Source organism: Bradyrhizobium cosmicum (genome assembly GCF_007290395.2).
In the GTDB taxonomy this organism is placed as follows: domain Bacteria; phylum Pseudomonadota; class Alphaproteobacteria; order Rhizobiales; family Xanthobacteraceae; genus Bradyrhizobium; species Bradyrhizobium cosmicum.
Map to the genome: position 1 here is coordinate 4,443,824 of NZ_CP041656.2, position 17,293 is coordinate 4,461,116.

General features: G+C 64.3%; 17 protein-coding genes. 4 read left to right on the top strand and 13 right to left on the bottom strand.

The window, feature by feature from the left end:
* Window positions 1-32: 32 nt before the first annotated feature.
* The 4 genes from FNV92_RS21475 (at window position 33) to glsA (ending at window position 5,556) form a co-directional block, all read left to right on the top strand.
* Window positions 33-254: an acyl-CoA carboxylase biotin carboxyl carrier protein subunit gene (locus FNV92_RS21475; RefSeq protein WP_015686777.1), complete on the top strand. Its 222-nt coding sequence runs from the start codon at window positions 33-35 to the stop codon at window positions 252-254.
* Window positions 255-420: 166 nt separating this feature from the next.
* On the top strand, window positions 421-1,587 hold the full coding sequence (locus FNV92_RS21480) for a TAXI family TRAP transporter solute-binding subunit (protein ID WP_143844669.1): 1,167 nt from the start codon (window positions 421-423) through the stop codon (window positions 1,585-1,587).
* A gap of 36 nt (window positions 1,588-1,623) precedes the next feature.
* Window positions 1,624-3,693 carry a TRAP transporter permease gene (locus FNV92_RS21485; RefSeq protein ID WP_143844668.1) on the top strand — a complete coding sequence of 690 codons (2,070 nt, stop codon included), beginning with the start codon at window positions 1,624-1,626 and terminating at the stop codon, window positions 3,691-3,693.
* Between the two features lie 21 nt (window positions 3,694-3,714).
* The gene (gene glsA / locus FNV92_RS21490) at window positions 3,715-5,556 is read left to right on the top strand and encodes a glutaminase A (protein WP_143844667.1); all 1,842 of its coding nucleotides are present in this window, start codon (window positions 3,715-3,717) and stop codon (window positions 5,554-5,556) included.
* Window positions 5,557-5,559: 3 nt separating this feature from the next.
* Here glsA and FNV92_RS21495 read toward each other — a convergent pair whose 3' ends face one another.
* From FNV92_RS21495 to FNV92_RS21555, 13 genes are all read right to left on the bottom strand, one after another.
* On the bottom strand, window positions 5,560-5,850 hold the full coding sequence (locus FNV92_RS21495) for a nucleoside triphosphate pyrophosphohydrolase family protein (protein WP_143844666.1): 291 nt from the start codon (window positions 5,848-5,850) through the stop codon (window positions 5,560-5,562).
* A gap of 18 nt (window positions 5,851-5,868) precedes the next feature.
* Window positions 5,869-6,396, bottom strand: a complete 528-nt coding sequence (locus FNV92_RS21500) for a carboxymuconolactone decarboxylase family protein (RefSeq protein ID WP_143844665.1) — start codon at window positions 6,394-6,396, stop codon at window positions 5,869-5,871.
* 501 nt (window positions 6,397-6,897) lie between these two features.
* The gene (locus FNV92_RS21505; protein ID WP_143844664.1) at window positions 6,898-7,257 is read right to left on the bottom strand and encodes a Zn-ribbon domain-containing OB-fold protein; all 360 of its coding nucleotides are present in this window, start codon (window positions 7,255-7,257) and stop codon (window positions 6,898-6,900) included.
* Window positions 7,254-8,390 carry a thiolase family protein gene (locus FNV92_RS21510; protein WP_143844663.1) on the bottom strand — a complete coding sequence of 379 codons (1,137 nt, stop codon included), beginning with the start codon at window positions 8,388-8,390 and terminating at the stop codon, window positions 7,254-7,256. Before FNV92_RS21510 ends, FNV92_RS21505 begins: the two co-directional genes overlap by 4 nt.
* A gap of 9 nt (window positions 8,391-8,399) precedes the next feature.
* Window positions 8,400-9,605 carry a CaiB/BaiF CoA transferase family protein gene (locus FNV92_RS21515; protein WP_143844662.1) on the bottom strand — a complete coding sequence of 402 codons (1,206 nt, stop codon included), beginning with the start codon at window positions 9,603-9,605 and terminating at the stop codon, window positions 8,400-8,402.
* 124 nt (window positions 9,606-9,729) lie between these two features.
* Entirely contained in the window at window positions 9,730-9,936 is a 207-nt protein-coding gene (locus tag FNV92_RS21520; RefSeq protein ID WP_015686786.1) for a hypothetical protein, read from the bottom strand.
* A gap of 127 nt (window positions 9,937-10,063) precedes the next feature.
* On the bottom strand, window positions 10,064-11,233 hold the full coding sequence (locus FNV92_RS21525) for an acetyl-CoA acetyltransferase (RefSeq protein ID WP_143844661.1): 1,170 nt from the start codon (window positions 11,231-11,233) through the stop codon (window positions 10,064-10,066).
* 84 nt (window positions 11,234-11,317) lie between these two features.
* Window positions 11,318-11,968, bottom strand: coding sequence for a bifunctional 4-hydroxy-2-oxoglutarate aldolase/2-dehydro-3-deoxy-phosphogluconate aldolase (gene eda, locus FNV92_RS21530; RefSeq protein WP_143844660.1), 651 nt, complete (start codon window positions 11,966-11,968; stop codon window positions 11,318-11,320).
* 28 nt (window positions 11,969-11,996) lie between these two features.
* Window positions 11,997-12,977 carry a sugar kinase gene (locus FNV92_RS21535; RefSeq protein WP_168213616.1) on the bottom strand — a complete coding sequence of 327 codons (981 nt, stop codon included), beginning with the start codon at window positions 12,975-12,977 and terminating at the stop codon, window positions 11,997-11,999.
* Window positions 12,978-13,006: 29 nt separating this feature from the next.
* On the bottom strand, window positions 13,007-13,993 hold the full coding sequence (denD, locus tag FNV92_RS21540; RefSeq protein ID WP_015686790.1) for a D-erythronate dehydrogenase: 987 nt from the start codon (window positions 13,991-13,993) through the stop codon (window positions 13,007-13,009).
* A gap of 64 nt (window positions 13,994-14,057) precedes the next feature.
* On the bottom strand, window positions 14,058-14,933 hold the full coding sequence (locus tag FNV92_RS21545) for a carbohydrate ABC transporter permease (protein ID WP_143844658.1): 876 nt from the start codon (window positions 14,931-14,933) through the stop codon (window positions 14,058-14,060).
* Between the two features lie 2 nt (window positions 14,934-14,935).
* Window positions 14,936-15,883, bottom strand: a complete 948-nt coding sequence (locus tag FNV92_RS21550) for a carbohydrate ABC transporter permease (protein WP_143844657.1) — start codon at window positions 15,881-15,883, stop codon at window positions 14,936-14,938.
* Between the two features lie 66 nt (window positions 15,884-15,949).
* Window positions 15,950-17,263, bottom strand: coding sequence for an ABC transporter substrate-binding protein (locus FNV92_RS21555; protein WP_015686792.1), 1,314 nt, complete (start codon window positions 17,261-17,263; stop codon window positions 15,950-15,952).
* Between the last annotated feature and the right edge of the window lie 30 nt (window positions 17,264-17,293).

Consider the following 17,293-nt stretch of genomic DNA (forward strand, 5'->3'; position numbering starts at 1 on the left):
GCATTTTGCAACGACAACAAAAAGGCGATGGCATGCCAGAAATTAAGATCGTCACGGAGATCGCGGGTCGCATCTGCGCAACTCTCGTGCAAGTTGGAGGAACTGTTGCGGATGGCGATGAAATTGTAGTCGTCGAAGCGATGAAGATGGAGATCCCTGTGTCGTCGCCCGCGAGCGGCACGATCACATCGCTACTGGTCAAGCTCGACGACATCGTGGCCGAAGGACAGGCGATCGCGATGATCGCGAACTGACTGCATTCTCCTTCATTTCCGCGACAATCTGTCTGCTCCATTGCTGCGTTTCCGGTGCGACGTTGCCATCGCTCGATCGCGGTGACATGATCGATTCAAACAAAAAACTGTTTCAAACAAAGAACGAAAATCTTCGCGGCAAAAAGCGGAGATCGTGGAGGGAAACATGCTTCGTGGGCTGATCATGCTCGCGCCTGCCTTGGTTGCGGGCGCTTCTTTTGTGTCTACACGCTATGCATTCGCCGATGACATCAAGCTGCCGGCGACATTGACGTTCACCGCTTATGACACCGGCACCGCCGGCTTCAACATCGCGGTCGGCGTCGGCAAGATGATGAAGGACAAATACAGCACCGACGTGCGCGTGCTGCCGGCAGGCAACGACGTGGCGCGTCTTGCGCCACTGCGCGCCAAGCGCGCGGCGGCATCCGCAATGGGATCGGGCTCCTATTTCGCGCAGGAAGGCGTGTTCGAGTTCGGCTCCAGGGAATGGGGTCCGCAGCCGCTCCAGATCATACTGTCGACGGTCGATTGCAATTGCGGTTCGCTTGGCGTCGCAGCCGATACTGGTGTGAAAGATTTGAAAGACCTGAAAGGTAAGCGCGTCGGCTTCGTCGTCGGCTCGCCCGCGCTCAACCAGAATTCGCTCGCGGTACTCGCCTTCGCTGGGCTGACACAGAAGGACGTCAAGGTCGTCGAATTCGCCAGCTATGGCGCGATGTGGAAAGGCCTGATCAACAACGACACCGACGCGGCCTTCGGCACCACCATCACCGGTCCCGCCAAGGAAGCCGAGACCTCGCCGCGCGGCCTGGTCTGGCCGCCACTGCCCGCCAAGGACAAGGAAGGCTGGGCGCGGATGCAGAAGGTCGGCTCGTTCTTCTTCCCGCAGACGGCCACCTGCGGCGCCGGCATCTCGCCCGAGAAGCCGGTCGAGTTGGGCAACTATCCCTACCCGATCTTCGTCGCCTATGCCTCGCAGCCGGCCGACCAGGTCTATGCGATGACCAAGGCGATGATCGTCAACTACGACGCGTACAAGGACTCCGCGCCCGGCGCCGGCGGCTTGGCTGCCGACCGGCAGACAAAGAACTGGGTGGTGCCGGTGCATCCCGGAGCTGTGAAGGCGCTAAAAGAATCCGGGCAATGGAGCGACGCGCAGGACGCGCACAACAACAAGCTGATCAAGCGGCAGGAGGTGCTCGGCGCAGCGTGGACCGATTACGGCAAGTCCAATCCGCCAGCGGATGACAAGGCATTCCTCGAGGGCTGGATGAAGGCACGCGCCACGGCGCTTGCCAAGGCCGACATGCCGAACGGGTTCGAGGACTAGTCCACAGCGGGTCATAGCCCACGCGCGGAGTCGATCATGTCGTCAATCTCCACCGGCCCGCAGGACGAGGCCAAGCGGATCGTGTTCGACGATCCGCACGGCGCCGCCGGCAACATGCAGGAAGCCGAGGTCACGCGCGTCCGCACGCTTCGCGGTGCATGGCGCTGGACGCTGGTGGCCGCGACCGCGGCGACGATCCTGCTCTGCATCAATCAGCAATTCTCGCTGCGTTTCTTCATTGGCTACACCCAGCTCAACACCGAGTATTTCTATCTCCTGATTGCGCTGATGCTGCCGTTCACGTTCCTGATTTTTCCGGGCACAGAGCGCGCGCCGCTCGACCGCATCCCCTGGTATGACCTTCTCTTCTTCGTCGTGACGTTCGCCGCCGCCCTGATGTTGATGTCGAACGTCCGCAAGGCCGCGGAAGCCGGCTGGGAATTCGGCGGCGCGCCCAACAATGTGATCGCGGCGGGGCTCGTGATGTGGGCAATGCTGATGGAGGCGCTGCGCCGCACCGGCGGCTGGAGCCTGCTGCTCAGCGTCTTTCCCTTCACCGTCTATCCGCTGTTCGCCGAGGCCGGCTGGCTCGGGCCGTTCCGCGGCACGCAGTCGACGCTGGAGCAGGCGACCGCCTACCACGTGCTGTCGGGCGAGAGCCTGCTCGGCATTCCCATCCAGGCCTTCGCCGACACCGTGATCGGGTTCCTGGTGTTCGGCACCGCGCTGATGATGACCGGCGCCGGAAAGTTCTTCATCAACCTCGCCTTCGCGATGTGCGGCACCTTCCGCGGCGGCGCGGCGAAGGTCTGCATCTTCGCAAGCGGCCTGCTCGGCATGATGTCAGGCTCGATCATCTCCAACGTGCTCACCGCCGGCACCATGACCATCCCGGTGATGAAGAAGAGCGGCTTTCGCGCTTCCTATGCCGGAGCGATCGAGGCCTGCGCGTCCACCGGCGCGGTGCTGGCGCCGCCGGTGATGGGCGCCACCGCCTTCGTGATCGCCCAGTTCCTCAATGTCAGCTACGCCGACGTCGCGATCGCCGCGATCATTCCGGCGGTTCTCTACTATATCGGCCTGTTCATGCAGGTTGACTCCTACGCCGCGCGCCACGGCCTGAAGGGCATTCCACGCACCGAGCTGCCGCGGATCATGGATACGATCAAGGACGGCTGGTACTACGTGTTCGTCATTGCGCTGCTGATCGTGATGCTGCTCTACTTCAAGCGGGAGAGTCACGCGCCGTTCTATGCGACCGCGCTGCTGCTCGTGCTCAACCAGCTCTTCTCGAAGGACACGCGCTGGACGCTGGCGACGATCGGCAAGTTCCTCGAAGTCAACGGTCGCACCTTCGTGGAACTGGTCGGCATCCTCGCCGGTTGCGGCCTCCTGATCGGTGCCTTCTCGATGACCGGCGTGGTGTCGAGCCTCGCCAACGACCTCCTCCACATTGCCGGCGACAATCCGTTCCTGCTGCTCGGCATGTGCGCCCTTACCAGCCTCATTCTCGGCCTGGGGCTGACGACGACGGCCTGCTACATCTTCCTCGCCATTCTGGTCGCGCCCGCGCTGGAGAAGCTCGGACTCAACAAGATGGCGGTACACATGTTCATCTTCTACTGGGGCATGCTGTCCTCGATCACGCCGCCGGTCGCCATCGCCTCTTTCGCAGCCGCCGGCATCGCCGGCTCGCCGGCGATGAAGACGGGCTGGGAATCGATGTGGGTCGGAAGCATCATCTACTTCATCCCCTTCTTCTTCGTGCTCAATCCTGCGCTGGTGCTGCAAGGACCGAGCCCCTATCTCGAAGGTCTGGGCCTGATGGCGCTCGCCGCGTTCGGGACGCTGTTCATCTGCGGCGGCATCCAGGGCTATCAGCCGTTCGTCGGCGACCTCCGCGGCGCGGGCCTGATGGAGTGGCCATTGCGGGTGCTGCTGGTGATCGGCGGCTTCGTGGTGGCAACCCCGGGCGGCGGGATCATGCCGCTGTCGCAGATGCAGGTGACGATGCTCGGTCTCGGTATCCTCATGCCCACGGTCCTGGTCGCGCTCCTGCTGGTCAGGCGGCAAAGCCCGATTCCGGACGGGTTGCGCGTGCCCTGATTGCGTTGCACAAGGGAGGCGATGACATCGCCGCCCGCCTCCGCCTGGACCCGCTCGAAACCGCCTCTGCTGCGGTTTCTCGACACCTGCCTCAACGAATTCTCGGCCGAGACCTCCGGCCACGTCGCCGACTACATTCCCGAACTGAGCAAGGCCGACCCTGCCTATTTTGGCATCAGCCTCGCCACACTCGACGGCCATGTCTACGAGGTCGGCGACTCCAGGGTGCCCTTCACCATCCAGTCGATGTCGAAACCGTTCGTGTTCGCGTTGGCGCTGGATATTCTCGGCGCCGGCCGGGTCGAAAGTGCAATCGGCGTCGAGCCTTCGGGCGATCCCTTCAACTCGATCCGGCTCAATTCCGACAACCATCCGTTCAACCCGATGGTCAATGCCGGCGCGATCGCCTGTACCGGGCTGATCTACGACAGCAAGGGCCCGGATGCCTTCGAGCAGATCCGGCTCGCGCTCAGCCGCTTTGCGGGGCGCGACCTCGCCGTTGACGAGGCCGTCTACGCGTCCGAAAGCCAGACCGGCGACCGCAACCGCGCCATCGGCTATCTGCTCAAGACCAACGCCGTGATCTCCGACAATGTCGCCGGCGTGCTCGACGTCTATTTCCGGCAATGCGCGGTGCTGGTCACGGCGCGCGACATCGCCGTGATGGCGGCGACGCTTGCCAACCGCGGCCTCAATCCGGTCACCGGCGAGCAGGTGCTGAGCGCTTACGCGATCTCGCGTACGCTGTCGGTGATGACGTCATCAGGCATGTACGACTATGCCGGCGAATGGATCTACCGGATCGGTATCCCCGCCAAGAGCGGCGTCGGCGGCGGCATCCTGGCCGCACTGCCCGCCCGGCTCGGCCTCGGCAGCTATTCGCCCAAGCTCGACAAGCACGGCAACAGCGTGCGCGGCATCAAGGTCTGCGAGGCGCTGTCCTCGCATTACGACCTGCACATGCTCAACCGCAGCGACGACGCGCGCAACGCCGTCATCGCCGACTACGACATCGGCAAGAGCCCGTCCCGCCGCGTCCGCCGTCCACAGGAACGCGAGATCCTGGCCGCGCATGAGCAGGAGGTGCGGATCATCGAGCTGGTCGGAACGCTCTCGCTCTCGGCGGTCGATTACGTCTCGCGCCGGCTCGCCGGCCGGCCGCGGCCGCAATTCGTGATCTTCGACCTGCATCGTGTCACCTCGACCACGCGCGCCGGTGCGCGGCTCGCGGCCGAGGCGTTCGAGGAGCTCGCCGCGCTGAACGTGACGGTGGTGCTGTCAGGCGTCAGGCGCGCTTCCAAGGAATGGGACACGTTGCGGGAATGGACGGCGGAGCTGAAGAACGTCCGCGACTTCTATCTGCTCGACACCGCGATCGAATGGGCCGAAGACCAGATCGTCTACCGCTATGGCGGTTCGATCGACTTCCACGAGACCACCGAGCTGGCCGAGCAGCCGCTGCTCGAAGGCCTCGGCGAGGAAGAGTTGACCGACCTTGCCTCGATCTGCAGCATCCGGACCTATCAGTCCGGTGCGAAGATCCTCACCACGGGCGATCCCGCCGATTCCCTGTTCTTCCTGCGCAGCGGCGCCGTGCATGTCACCCTGCCCGACGGCGTACGGCTGGCGACACTCACCGCCGGCATGGCGTTTGGCGAGATGGCGCTGATCGAGACCACACGTTCCGCCGACGTGTTCGCGGACATGGCGGCGACCGCGTTCGAGGTCTCCCTGAAGGATTTCGAGCGTTTCCGCAGGCAGCACCCGCGCGCCAGCGAGCGCGTCATGCGCAACCTCGCGCTGCTCCTCGCCGACCGCCTCATCGTGGCCAACGCCAAGGTGGATATCCTGACGTCGACGTGAGCACTACCGCGCGAGTCTCGCGCTGATCTTGGCCTTGCTCGCCGCAAGCACCTCCGAAGGCTTGAGGCCCAACGTGGCACACAGGCTGGCCCAATAGTAGACGACGTCGCCGAGTTCCTCCGCCATCGCGGCCTGATCAAGCGTGCCATCGCGCAGCAGCTTCTTGACGTGCTCGGCGACCTCGCCGGACTCCCCCGTGAGGCCGAGACCGAGATAAGCCAGCCGCTCGCTCGCCGGCGGCGGGGTGACCTTCGCAACCGTCGCAGCCCAATCAGCATAATCGTCGATGGTCATAAGCCGGGCCCCGTCTGTCTACCCCACCACTTCCGTGACCGGCTGGAGATCGATCTCGAACGTCTCCAGGAATTTCGAGGTCATGATGTAGAACCCGACCGAGAGCTGAAGCTCGACCAGCGCGGCCGGCGTCAGCTTTGCCGCGATCGCCTTGAAGGTCGCATCCGTCGGCTTCTTTAGCTTCACGACTTCATCGGTGAACGCGAGCGCGGCGCGCTGCGTCTCGTCGAAACATTTGGCGGCCTTCCAGTTCTCGAGCGCCTCGTTCTGCTCGTCGGTGACGCCCACATTCTTGCCGATGCGCTTGTGCGCGACGATCTCGTACGGCGCCTCGCACAGAATGCCGGTGCGCGTGATCGCGAGCTCGCGCACCACCGGATCGAGTTCGCCCTTGTGGCGGATGGCGCCGCCGAGTCGGCAGTACTGTTCGAAATAGCTCGGCGAATGCGACATCATCCGGAAGATGTTGGCATTGCGGTTCTTGTCGAGGATTTCGCGGGTACGATCGGATGCCTTGGACGGGTCGCTGTAGTCGATGCGGGCCATGATTTTCCTGGGTTTTTTCTCGAAGACTTCTTGGGGCTTTTATTACTTTTTGTCGTTAGCGGGATAAGTCCCGGGAAACTCTATGCGCGCGCAACCTTGGGAGCAACATGATCGAGTCAAAATGCCGCCGCATTGCTGATCGACCTTGGCACAGTCGATATTCGCCGCGTGGGGACAAATCGCGGTGAGTACTCGCAAGGGGTGTTCCGAGTAAAAACAATTGGCCGTCGGAGCGTGAGTAGCGCGCAACGATGAGTCACGCCCAAGTCTAGGGAGAAAAAGGCATGAAGGAAGCCACCAAGGGGGCGGCCTCGGGAGCGCTCGCGCATATGCTGGCGGTGACGGCGATGCTGGTCATCGCCAGCATCTTGTTCTACGGGCGTTAGTAAGAGTTGCGTTAGCAAGAGTTTTCGTCATTCCGGGGTGGCCCTCGCACAGGCCAGGCCCAGAACTCCCGTTCCAGGCTCGGTCCCTCGGACCGCCCCCGAATGACGAATCCCGCTATTTCCTTTTCGTAAAGAACGGCACCAGTTTTCCGGCGAACGACTTGAAGGTCGCATCGACCTCGTCGCCGATGGCCAGACCGTTCTCGCCGTGCGCCATCATGCGAAAGCCCTCGGCGCAATCGACCAGCAGGATGTTGTAGGGCACGTGCGCGCGTGTCTCGGGCGTGGCGGCGCGGCAGACCAGCGAGGTCGCATAGACCCTGCCCTTGCCGCTGGCACGCGCCTCGGGCGGATCGGAGGCGCCGCAAGCCGCGCAGAACGCGCGGTGAAAATACTGCACATGGCCGCATGCGGCGCAGGTCTGAAAAGTGATGGCCTGTTCGCCCTTGGTCCAGTCCGCCAGACGCTCGCTCATCGCACCCGCTCCAGGAACATGCTGACATGGGACGACAGCACGCCGCCGTCGCCGTGCAGCAGCGCGATCGAGGCGTCGCGCACCTGCCGATTCACGGCCCGCCCCGTCATCTGCAAATGCGCTTCGACCAGATGCGCCATCGCGCCGCCGACGCCGCAATGGCCGTAGCTGAGCAGCCCGCCATGGGTGTTGAGCGGCATGGCGCCGTCGCGGCTGAAATGGCCTGATCGCACGCGGGCCGCCGCCTCGCCGCGACCGGCAAGGCCGAGGTCTTCCAGCAGCATGGCGAGGGTGATGGTGAAACTGTCGTAGATGGCGGCATAGCGCACGTCCGAGATCGCAAGGCCCGTGGCTTTCCTGGCGCGGGCGATCGAGATCTCGGCGCCGAGTTCGCTGAGCGCGGGCGCGGCCGTGACGTGCTGATGGGTATGGGCCTGCGCGCAGCCGCGGATGCGTACGCCGGCCTCCCCGGTCCGCTCGCGGCTGATCACGAACGCCGCGCCGCCATCGGACACCGGGCAGCAGTCGAGCAGCTTGAGCGGCATCGCTACCGGCTTCGAGGCCATGACGTCGGCGACCGTGATCGGATCTTGGAATTGCGCGCCGGGATGGGTGCAGGCGTGGCTGCGCATCAGCACCGCGAACTCGGCGAGGTCCGCTTCGGTCACGCCGTATTCGTGCATATAGCGCGTGGCCACGAGGCCGTAATAGGCGGGAATGGTCGGGCCAAGCGGCACCTCATAGTCGGGATGACCGACCTGTGCCAGCGCCTGGATCGAGGCGTCGCGGCTCTGTCCTGTGAGACGATTCTCGCCGGCGACCACGAGCACGTTGCGCGCAACGCCTGCTTCGACGAGATGATGTGCGAGCATGGTCATCGCCAGCCCCGTGGCGCCGCCGACCTGCACGGCATGAGCGTAGGACGGGCGGATGCCAAAATGCTCGGCGAACACGGTCGCCAGCATGATGTGGGGTGAGACCGTGGAATAGCCGCAGAGGATGCCGTCGATGTCCGAACGCTTGAGCCCGGCATCGTCGAGCGCGGCTTGCGCCGCCTTGCTCATCAGGTCGAGCGAGGATGACCCCTCGTGCTTGCCATAGGGCGTGAGGCCGACGCCGGTGATGAAGCTCATGGCGGTCCCCTACGTCTCGTCCGGCGGCGAACGCGTGACGCCGTCGCGGACCATGGCGGCAATCTCGTCCTGGGAGTAACCGACCTCGCGCAAAATCTCCGCGCCGTGCTCGTTGAGCCGCGGCGCCAGCCGCACCGGCTCCGCCTCGGTCTCCGACCAGGTCGCCGTGACCTTCATGCTGCGGATCGGCCCCTCGGTCGGATGGTTCACGACCGGGAAGAACCTCGTCGCCTCCAGATGCTCGTCGTGGAGCACGCCCTGCAAATCATGCATCGGCATCACAGGCACGTCGGCCTTGGTCAGCAGGTCGATCCATTCCGCCGTGGTGCGCGTCTCGAAAATGCACGCGAGCTCGGCGTAGACTACGTCGATATTGGCGGCGCGGCCGGCGAAAGTCGCGAACATCGGATCGGCGCGCAGATCGTCGCGCCCCGTCGCCTTGAAGAAATTCTCCCACTGCTTGTCGTTGTAGACGATGACACTGAGATAGCCGTCCGACGTCTTGTACGGCCTGCGGTCGCGCGACAGATGCCGGGCGTAGCCGCCCTTGTCGAGCGGCGGCTCATAGGTAAGCCCGCCCATGTGGTCGCCCATGACGAAGCCCGCCATGGTCTCGAACATCGGAATGTCGACGCGCTGGCCGCGGCCGGTGCGATCCCGATGCACGAGGCTGGCACAGATCGCGCCGACGGCGGTCAGGCCGACGATGCGGTCGACCAGCGCGTTCGGCACGTAGCGCGGCACGCCATCGCCGGTCTGCGCCATTAACGCGGGAAGCGCCGTGGCGCCCTGGATCAGATCGTCATAGGCGGGTTTTGCCGCATATGGCCCGTCCTGGCCAAAGCCGAACACACCGGCATAGACCAGGCGCGGATTGATTTTCGAGACGATGTCATAGCCGAGCTGAAGCCGCGCCATCGCCTGCGGGCGAACATTGTAGACGAGAACGTCTGCGTCCTTCAGCAGCCGCAGGACGGCCTCGCGGCCGCCGGGCTTCTTCAGGTCGAGGCAGATCGAGCGCTTGCTGCGATTGGTGTTGAGGAACACCGGACCCATGCCGGTGTGCCGCATCGGGCCGATCAGGCGGGTGACGTCGCCGTCGAGCGATTCGACCTTGATCACGTCGGCACCGTAATCGCCGAGCATCTGGGTCGCATAGGGCCCCATCAGCACGGTGGTCATGTCAACGACCTTGATGCCCTTCAACGGCCCCATTCGTTCGCTCCCGATTGCGCAAGGCCAGATCGACCCCGCGATTTCGGTCAGCTAACGGCAGTGACGCCGCGCGCGCAAGGGCGGCCAAGGTATGGCCGCATGCGCCGCAAGGCGATATCGGCCGCTATTTCTTCTGGCGGGATTCGCGGATCTTGAGGAGCCGGTCGAGCTCGTCATTCTGCTGGTTGAGGCGATCGGCAATGCGGGACTCGCTCTGCTCGCCCGAGGCAGCCGCAGCCTGCTCGATCAACTGCCTGATATTATCCTCGAGGATCGCGATGCGATCGTTGAGTGCGTCCATCGACAGCGAGTCTTCGTAGTCATTGCTCATGATGTATTCCCTGCAAATCAATCAGGAGCTTTAAGGGGCCCCGGCGCGCCCACCATGATCTAGCGCAAGAAAGAAGGTGGGCACGGAGCTTTCGCACCTTTGCCCACCCAACGGAAGCGACAAGACGTTACTTCAGCGGCTCCAGCACGGAGACGTAGTTGGCCACCGCGGCGCCGCCCATGTTGAAGATGCCGCCGAGTTTTGCATTCTTGAGCTGCATGCCCTCGGGCGCCTGGCCTGCGAGCTGCATCGCGGTCATCACGTGCATGGACACGCCGGTGGCGCCGATCGGGTGGCCCTTGGCCTTGAGGCCGCCGGACGGATTGACCGGCAGCTTGCCGTCCTTGAGCGTCCAGCCTTCCTTGATGGCGCGGGCGCCCTGTCCCCTCGGCGTCAGGCCCATCGCTTCGTATTCGATCAGCTCGGCGACGGTGAAGCAGTCATGGGTCTCGACAAAGGAGAGATCGGAAAGCGTCACGCCCGCCTGCTCCAGCGCGCGCTGCCAGGCGACCGTGCAGCCCTCGAACTGGAGGATGTCGCGCTTGGACATCGGCAGGAAGTCCTGGGCATGCGCGGTGGCGCGGAAGCCGATCGACTTGCTCATGCTCTTGGCGGTCTCGGCATCGGCCAGGATCAGCGCCGCGGCGCCGTCGGAGACCAGCGAGCAGTCGGTGCGCTTCAGCGGGCCGGCAACGTAAGGGTTCTTCTCGCTCTCGGCACGGCAGAAGTCGAAGCCGAAATCCTTGCGCATCTGGGCGAAGGGATTGGCGACGCCGTTCTTGTGGTTCTTGGCCGCGATCAGCGCCAGCGCATCGGACTGATCGCCGTATTTCTGGAAATAGGAGCTGGCGATCTTGCCGAACACTCCGGCGAAGCCGCCGACGGTTTCCCCGTCCTCCGGCAGGTAGGACGCCTTGAGCAGGTTCTTGCCGATCTCCGGGCCCGGTGTACGCGTCATCTGCTCGACGCCGACGACCAGCACGATCTTGGCCGCACCGGCGGCGATCGCGCGCAGGCCCTGATGCACGGCGGCAGAACCCGTGGCGCAGGCATTCTCAACCCGGGTGGCCGGCTTGAAACGCAGCTTCGGGTCGGCCTGGAGCACCAGCGACGCCGTGAAATCCTGCGGCGAGAAACCGGCGTTGAAATGGCCGAGCACGATCTCGTCGACGTCGCCGGCCGGAATGCCGGCATCCGCCAGCGCCTCGTTGGCGACCTTTACCACGAGGCTTTCCACGGTCTCGGTGTCGAACTTGCCGAACGGCGTATGAGCCCATCCGACGATGCTGGCGGTCATGGTCTTTTCTCCCTGGGGTCGTCTGATCTCGGTCTTTGCTTAAGTCTTGGCTGAGCTAAGTCTTAGCGCAGGGTTGGCAAGACTTCACCCGGCTTTCAGGGCCTGGAGGCTGCGCTGGCAGATGGCAGTTATGCCGGCCCAGTTCCCGGCCTTGATCTCCGCGGCCGGGCACAGCCAGGAACCGCCGACCGCGACCACGTTGGGCTCGGCGAGCCAGGTCGCCGCATTGGCCTCGCCGACGCCGCCTGTGGGGCAGAACCGCACGTTCGGGAACGGGCCGCCGAGGGCGCGCAGGCCCTTGATGCCGCCGGCCTGCTCGGCCGGGAAGAACTTTGCGACGTCGAAGCCGTAGGACAGCGCCATCATCAGCTCGGACGCGGTGGCAATGCCGGGCGCAAACGGCAGGGAGCTGTCGGTGGCGGCCTTCAGGAGATCGGGGGTCAGGCCCGGGCTGATGCCGAACGCGACGCCGAGCTTCTCGACGCGGGTAAAGTCGGCCGGATTGAGGATCGTGCCGATGCCGACGACCGCCTCGGGCACCTCGGCCATCATCGCCCTTGCCGCCTCGATCGCGACGGGGGTGCGCATGGTCACCTCCAACGTGCCGATGCCGCCGGCGACCAGTGCACGCGCCAGCGGCACGGCGTCCTGGATGCGCTCGATGGTGAGGACGGGAATGACGGTCGCGGCCTTGAACAGCGCGACGAGGTGGTTCTGCTGGGCGCTCGTGGTCATCTTGGCTTTCGTTTCACTTGGTGGCGAGTCACTTGGTCACCTGACGCGTGGTCGCCGGCCGGTGCCGCTTCTTCGGCGGCATGGCATAGCCCGGAATGATGGCGCCGGCATAGCAGATCACGAGGCTGGCGAGGCGATGCCCGGCCTGGGCCGCCTCGATCGGATCGGAACCGGCGAGCCGTGCCGCGATATAGGCCGCCGCGAAGCTGTCGCCGGCGGCTGTGGTGTCGACCACCGGCTTGGTCATGGGCTCGGCGCGGACCTCGTGGGTAGCCCCCGGGAAACGCAGCAGGCTGACAGGCTCGGCGAGCCGGAACACCAGCTCCGCGCTCGGGATCCGTGCCATCAGTTGCTCCCGGCTCTCGCCGGGATAGAGCGCGAGCAGATCCTCGGTCGAGGTCAGCACGATGTCGGCGGCCGCGAAGGCCGCGGCAAAGACCTCGCGGGCGACGTCGCGATCGGGCCAGCCGCGTGCGCGAAAATTGGTGTCGAACACGAAGCGGGTGCCGAGCAGCCGCGCCCGCTTGATCGCCGCGAACAGGCGATCGCGCCCGGCCGCGTCGTAGATCGAGAGCGTGATCGCGGAGAGATAGACGATGTCGTAGCTCATCAGCGAGTTGAGCAGCTCGTCCGTCTCCGGCAGGTTCATCAACTGCCGCGCCGCCGCGCTGTCGCGCCAGTGGAAGAACTGGCGCTCGCCGTTCGCATCCGTCTGGATCATGTAGAGGCCGGGCAGCTTGCCCGGCAACCGCACGACCCGCCTGGTGCCGACGCTCTCGGCGGTCCAGGCCGCGATCATCTCGTCGCTCAAGGCGTCATCGCCGAGCGCGGTGAGATAGTCGACCTTGACCTCGAGCCGCGCCAGATACACCGCGGTGTTGAGGGTGTCCCCGCCGAAGCCGCGCGAGTACAGCCCGCCGCCCTGCCCGGCAGACTGTCCGGAGGAATGTCCTCCTTGGGCCTGCCGGAGCTCGACCATGCATTCACCGATGCAAGCGACGCTCGCCATCGTCATATCCAAGCTGTTCATCGATTGGATCAGGCGACGAAATTGCCGCCGAGCTCGTCTTCGATGTGAATGCGGATGATGTCGTCGAAGGTTTTCTCTTCAGTGGTGAAGCCGAGCTCGCGCGCCCGCTTTGCCTCGAAATTGCGCGGCCAGCCGCCGACGATACCGACGATGAAGGGATCGGGCTGATGCTTGATGCGCGCGGCGACCTTGTCGCCGGCGACACGCCTGAGCGCCGCGATCTGCTCGCCGACCGTGGCCGAGAAGCCAGGCATGGTCAAATTGCGGCGCGGACCGACCTTGGCGAGGTCCATGGTGCCGGCATGGAGCAGGAAACCGACGGCCGAGCGCGGCGTGGCGTGCCAGTGGCGAACGTCCTCGGACACCGGGAGGATCGCTTCCTTGCCGGCCAGCGGCTCGCGCAGGATGTTGGAGAAGAAGCCCGATGCCGCCTTGTTGGGCAGGCCGGGCCGGATGCAGATGGTCGGCAGGCGGATGCCGATGCCGTCGAGGAAGCCGCGGCGCGAATAGTCGGCGAGCAGGAGTTCGCCGATCGCCTTCTGGGTGCCGTAGCTGAGCAGCGGCGTGTGGAAGAACTCGTCGCCGATCGCGTCGGGGAACGGGGCGCCGAACACCGCGATCGAGGACGTGAACACCACGCGCGGCTTGTAGCCGCCGCCCACGAGGCGGACGGCATCGAGCAGCATCCGCGTGCCATCGAGGTTGATGCGGTAACCCTTGTCGAAATCGAGCTCGGCCTCTCCCGAGACGATCGCGGCGAGATGGAAGATCACGTCCGGACGGCCGGCGATCAGCTTCTCGGCCGCGCCCGGCACGGCGAAATCGCCCGACACGGTCTCGACGGCAAAACCGGCTTTTTCCGGCTGCTTGGGCTCGACCACGTCATGCATGGTCAGCTTGGTGATGTCGCTCTTGCCGAGCCGGCCGTCGCGCAACAGCCGTTCACACAATTTACGGCCGACCATGCCGGCCGCGCCCAGAACCAGAATGTGCAAGAGCCTACTCCTTCTTGTTGTCGGAGCGCTTCAGGCTAGAGGCGCTCTCATGGCGGCCCCGAGATCATTCCTTCACGGCGCCGGTCATCGCCGACACATAATACTCCACGAAGAAGGAATAAAGGATAACTACGGGGACCGAGCCGGTCAGGGCCGCCGCCATCAGCGCGCCCCAATGGTAGACGTCGCCGTTGACGAGCTCGGTGATCGCGCCGACCGGAATGGTCTTGTTCTCGGACGAGGAGATGAAGGTCAGCGCGTAGATGAACTCGTTCCAGGACAACGTGAAGGCGAAGATACCCGCCGAGATCACCCCCGGCAGCGACAGCGGCAGGGTGATCTTGATCAGGATCTGGAGCCGCGTGGCCCCGTCGATCAGCGCGCACTCCTCCAGCTCATAGGGGATGGTGCGGAAATAGCCCATCAAGAGCCAGGTGCAGAACGGGATCAGGAACGTCGGATAGGTCAGGATCAGCGCCAGATTGCCGTCGAACAGCCCGAGCTGGAACACGATCGCCGCCAGTGGAATGAACAGGATCGAAGGCGGCACGAGATAGCCGAGGAAGATCGCAAGGCCGACATAGCGCGAGCCCTTGTAGCGCAGCCGCTCGATCGCGTAGGCCGCGCAGACGCTGGCAAACAGCGAGATGAAGGTGGAGGACACCGAGACGATCACGGTGTTCCACATCCAGAGCGGATAGTCGGTGTCGAAGAACAGCTTCTTGATGTGCTCCAGCGTCGGATTCACGATCCAGAACGGATTGTACTTCTCGTAGTCGTACATCTCCGCGTCCGGCTTGAACGTCGCGACCGCCATCCAGTAGAACGGGAACAGCAGGAAGAAGATGATCAGGCCGAGCGGAAGGTAGACGCGGAAAAGCTTCCGCGGGAAGCTCTCGAGGTAGTCCATTCCGACGCTTTGGTCGTCTGCGGTGCTCATGGTCAGTCCCTCCCGCCCTGCTGCCAGCGGGAGCGCTGAAGCCCGAAGAAGCTGAGCAGGATCGCCGCGACCAGGAACGGGATCATCGCGTTCGAGATCGCCGCGCCCTCGCCGAGATTGCCGCCGGTGATGGCGCGCTGGAACGACAGCGTCGCCATCAGATGCGTGGAATTGATCGGCCCGCCCCGCGTGATGGTGTAGATCAGCTGGAAGTCGGTGAACGTCATCAGCACCGAGAACGTCATCACGACCGCGATGATCGGCGACAGCATCGGCAACGTTATGTGGCGGAAGCGCTGCATGTTGGTGGCGCCGTCGAGATTGGCGGCCTCATAGAGCGATGGCGAGATGGTCTGGAGCCCGGCCAGCAGCGTGATCGCCACGAACGGCACGCCGCGCCAGATATTGGCGGCGACGACCGACCAGCGCGCATTCCAGGGATCGCCGAGGAAGTCGATGTAGCGCGTGATCAGGCCGGCTTTGATCAGCACCCAGGAGATGATCGAGAACTGGCTGTCGTAAATCCACCAGAACGCGATCGCCGAGAGCACCGTCGGCACCACGAAGGGCAACAGCACGATGGCCCGGATCATCGACTTGAACGGCAGGCGCTCGTTGAGCAGCAACGCCAGGTAAAGCCCGATGGCGAATTTCACGGCGCTCGCAGCGACCGTATAGAAGATGGTGTTGAACACCGACAGCCAGAATACCGAGTCCTTCGAAAGCGAGACGAAGTTCTGGAAGCCGATGAAGCGCCCGGCCCCGCCGATCTTGGTATCGGTCATGCCGAGCCAGAAGCCCAGCGCCAGCGGGTAAGCCAGAAACAGGATGAGGATGGCGATCGCCGGCACCATGAACATCGCGCCGAGAAAATGCCGGCTCTCGAATGCTCTGCTCCACAGGCTGCTGCGCCTTCCAGGCGCGACAACGGGCTCGGCCATAACTGCCATGTCGGATTCCTCTCGACGAATAGTCACGGCGTCCGGCGAGCCGGACGCCGTGCAGATTGGCGTTGATCAGACCTGATAGTAGCGCTTGGCCCGCTCGGCGGCGCGCGCGGCCGCCTGCTTCGGCGTCGCAGAGCCCGAGGCGGCTTCCGCGAACATGTCGACGACGACGAAGTCGCCCATCACGGCGGCGGAGGCATATCCGAGATCGCCGGCAAAACCGTTGTCGCGGCTGCGCTTCAGGCAGTCGCGGAACGGCGTGATCTTCGGATCCGACGTCCACACCGGGTTGTCGTTGTAGGCCGGCAGCGGCGGAGACACGTAGCCGTTCGAGGAAACCTCCCAGGCGTCGTAGTTCTCCTTGTCCCACATGAACTTGATGTATTCCTTCACCGCCTTCGGATACTTCGAGTGCTTGTAGCCGTAGGCGACCAGGACGTTCTGCTGCTCGGTCGGCACACCGACCGGTCCGATCGGCATCGGCGCGTGGTTGGTGTCCGCTGCGATCTCCTGCTGCTTGGGATCGGTGGAGTTCTTGCCGACGGTCCAGATCGAGATGCCGTTCAGGGTCAGGCTGAGTTCACCGTTGAGATAGGCCTTGTTGTTGTTGCTGTCGTTCCACGACAACACGCCGGGAATAAACGTCGCGTAGAGCTCCTTGACGTATTCGAGCGCAGCGATGGTCTCCGGCGAGTCGATCACGACCTCGTTCTTGTCGTTGACGACCTTGCCGCCGAACGCCCACAGCGCCCACTGGCACCAGCCATTGGCATCGCCGGTGGCATGGCCGAGCGCGAAGCCGGCCGGCGTGTTGTTCTTCTTCAAGGCCTGGCAGAGCTTGAGGAAGCCGGCGGTGTCCTTGGGGAATTCGTCGAAGCCGGCGGCCTTCACGTGGCTGATGCGGTAGTTCAGGCAGCCGCCGGTCGCGCCCTGCGGGATGGCGATCCAGCTGTTGCCCTTCTTGCCGTAGCGTTCGGCGACCGGATACCAGCCGCCGTACTTGGCGCCGAGATAATCGGCGACGTCGGTCATGTCGATGAGCTTTTCCGGGAATTTGTGGGGATCATCGAGCGTGCCGATGATCAGGTCGGGACCAGCGCCGACATTGGCGGCGACCGCGGCCTTGGGACGGATGTCTTCCCAGCTCTCGGCCTCGAGCTTGACCTTGACGCCGGTCTTCTCGGAGAACTTCTTGGTCTGCTCGGCGAACTTGTCGAACTCGGCCTGGATGAACTGCTTCCAGCGCAGCACGCGGATGGAGGCGTTCGCCTCCGGCACATTGGTCCACTCCGCCGCGCGGACCGGGACGATGCCCGGGCCGGCGAGCAAGGCCGCGCCGCCCAGGCCGGCTTTAAGCACACTTCGCCTGTCGAAATTGCTCATCGTTCTCTCCCTGAATTTTATATTTATATC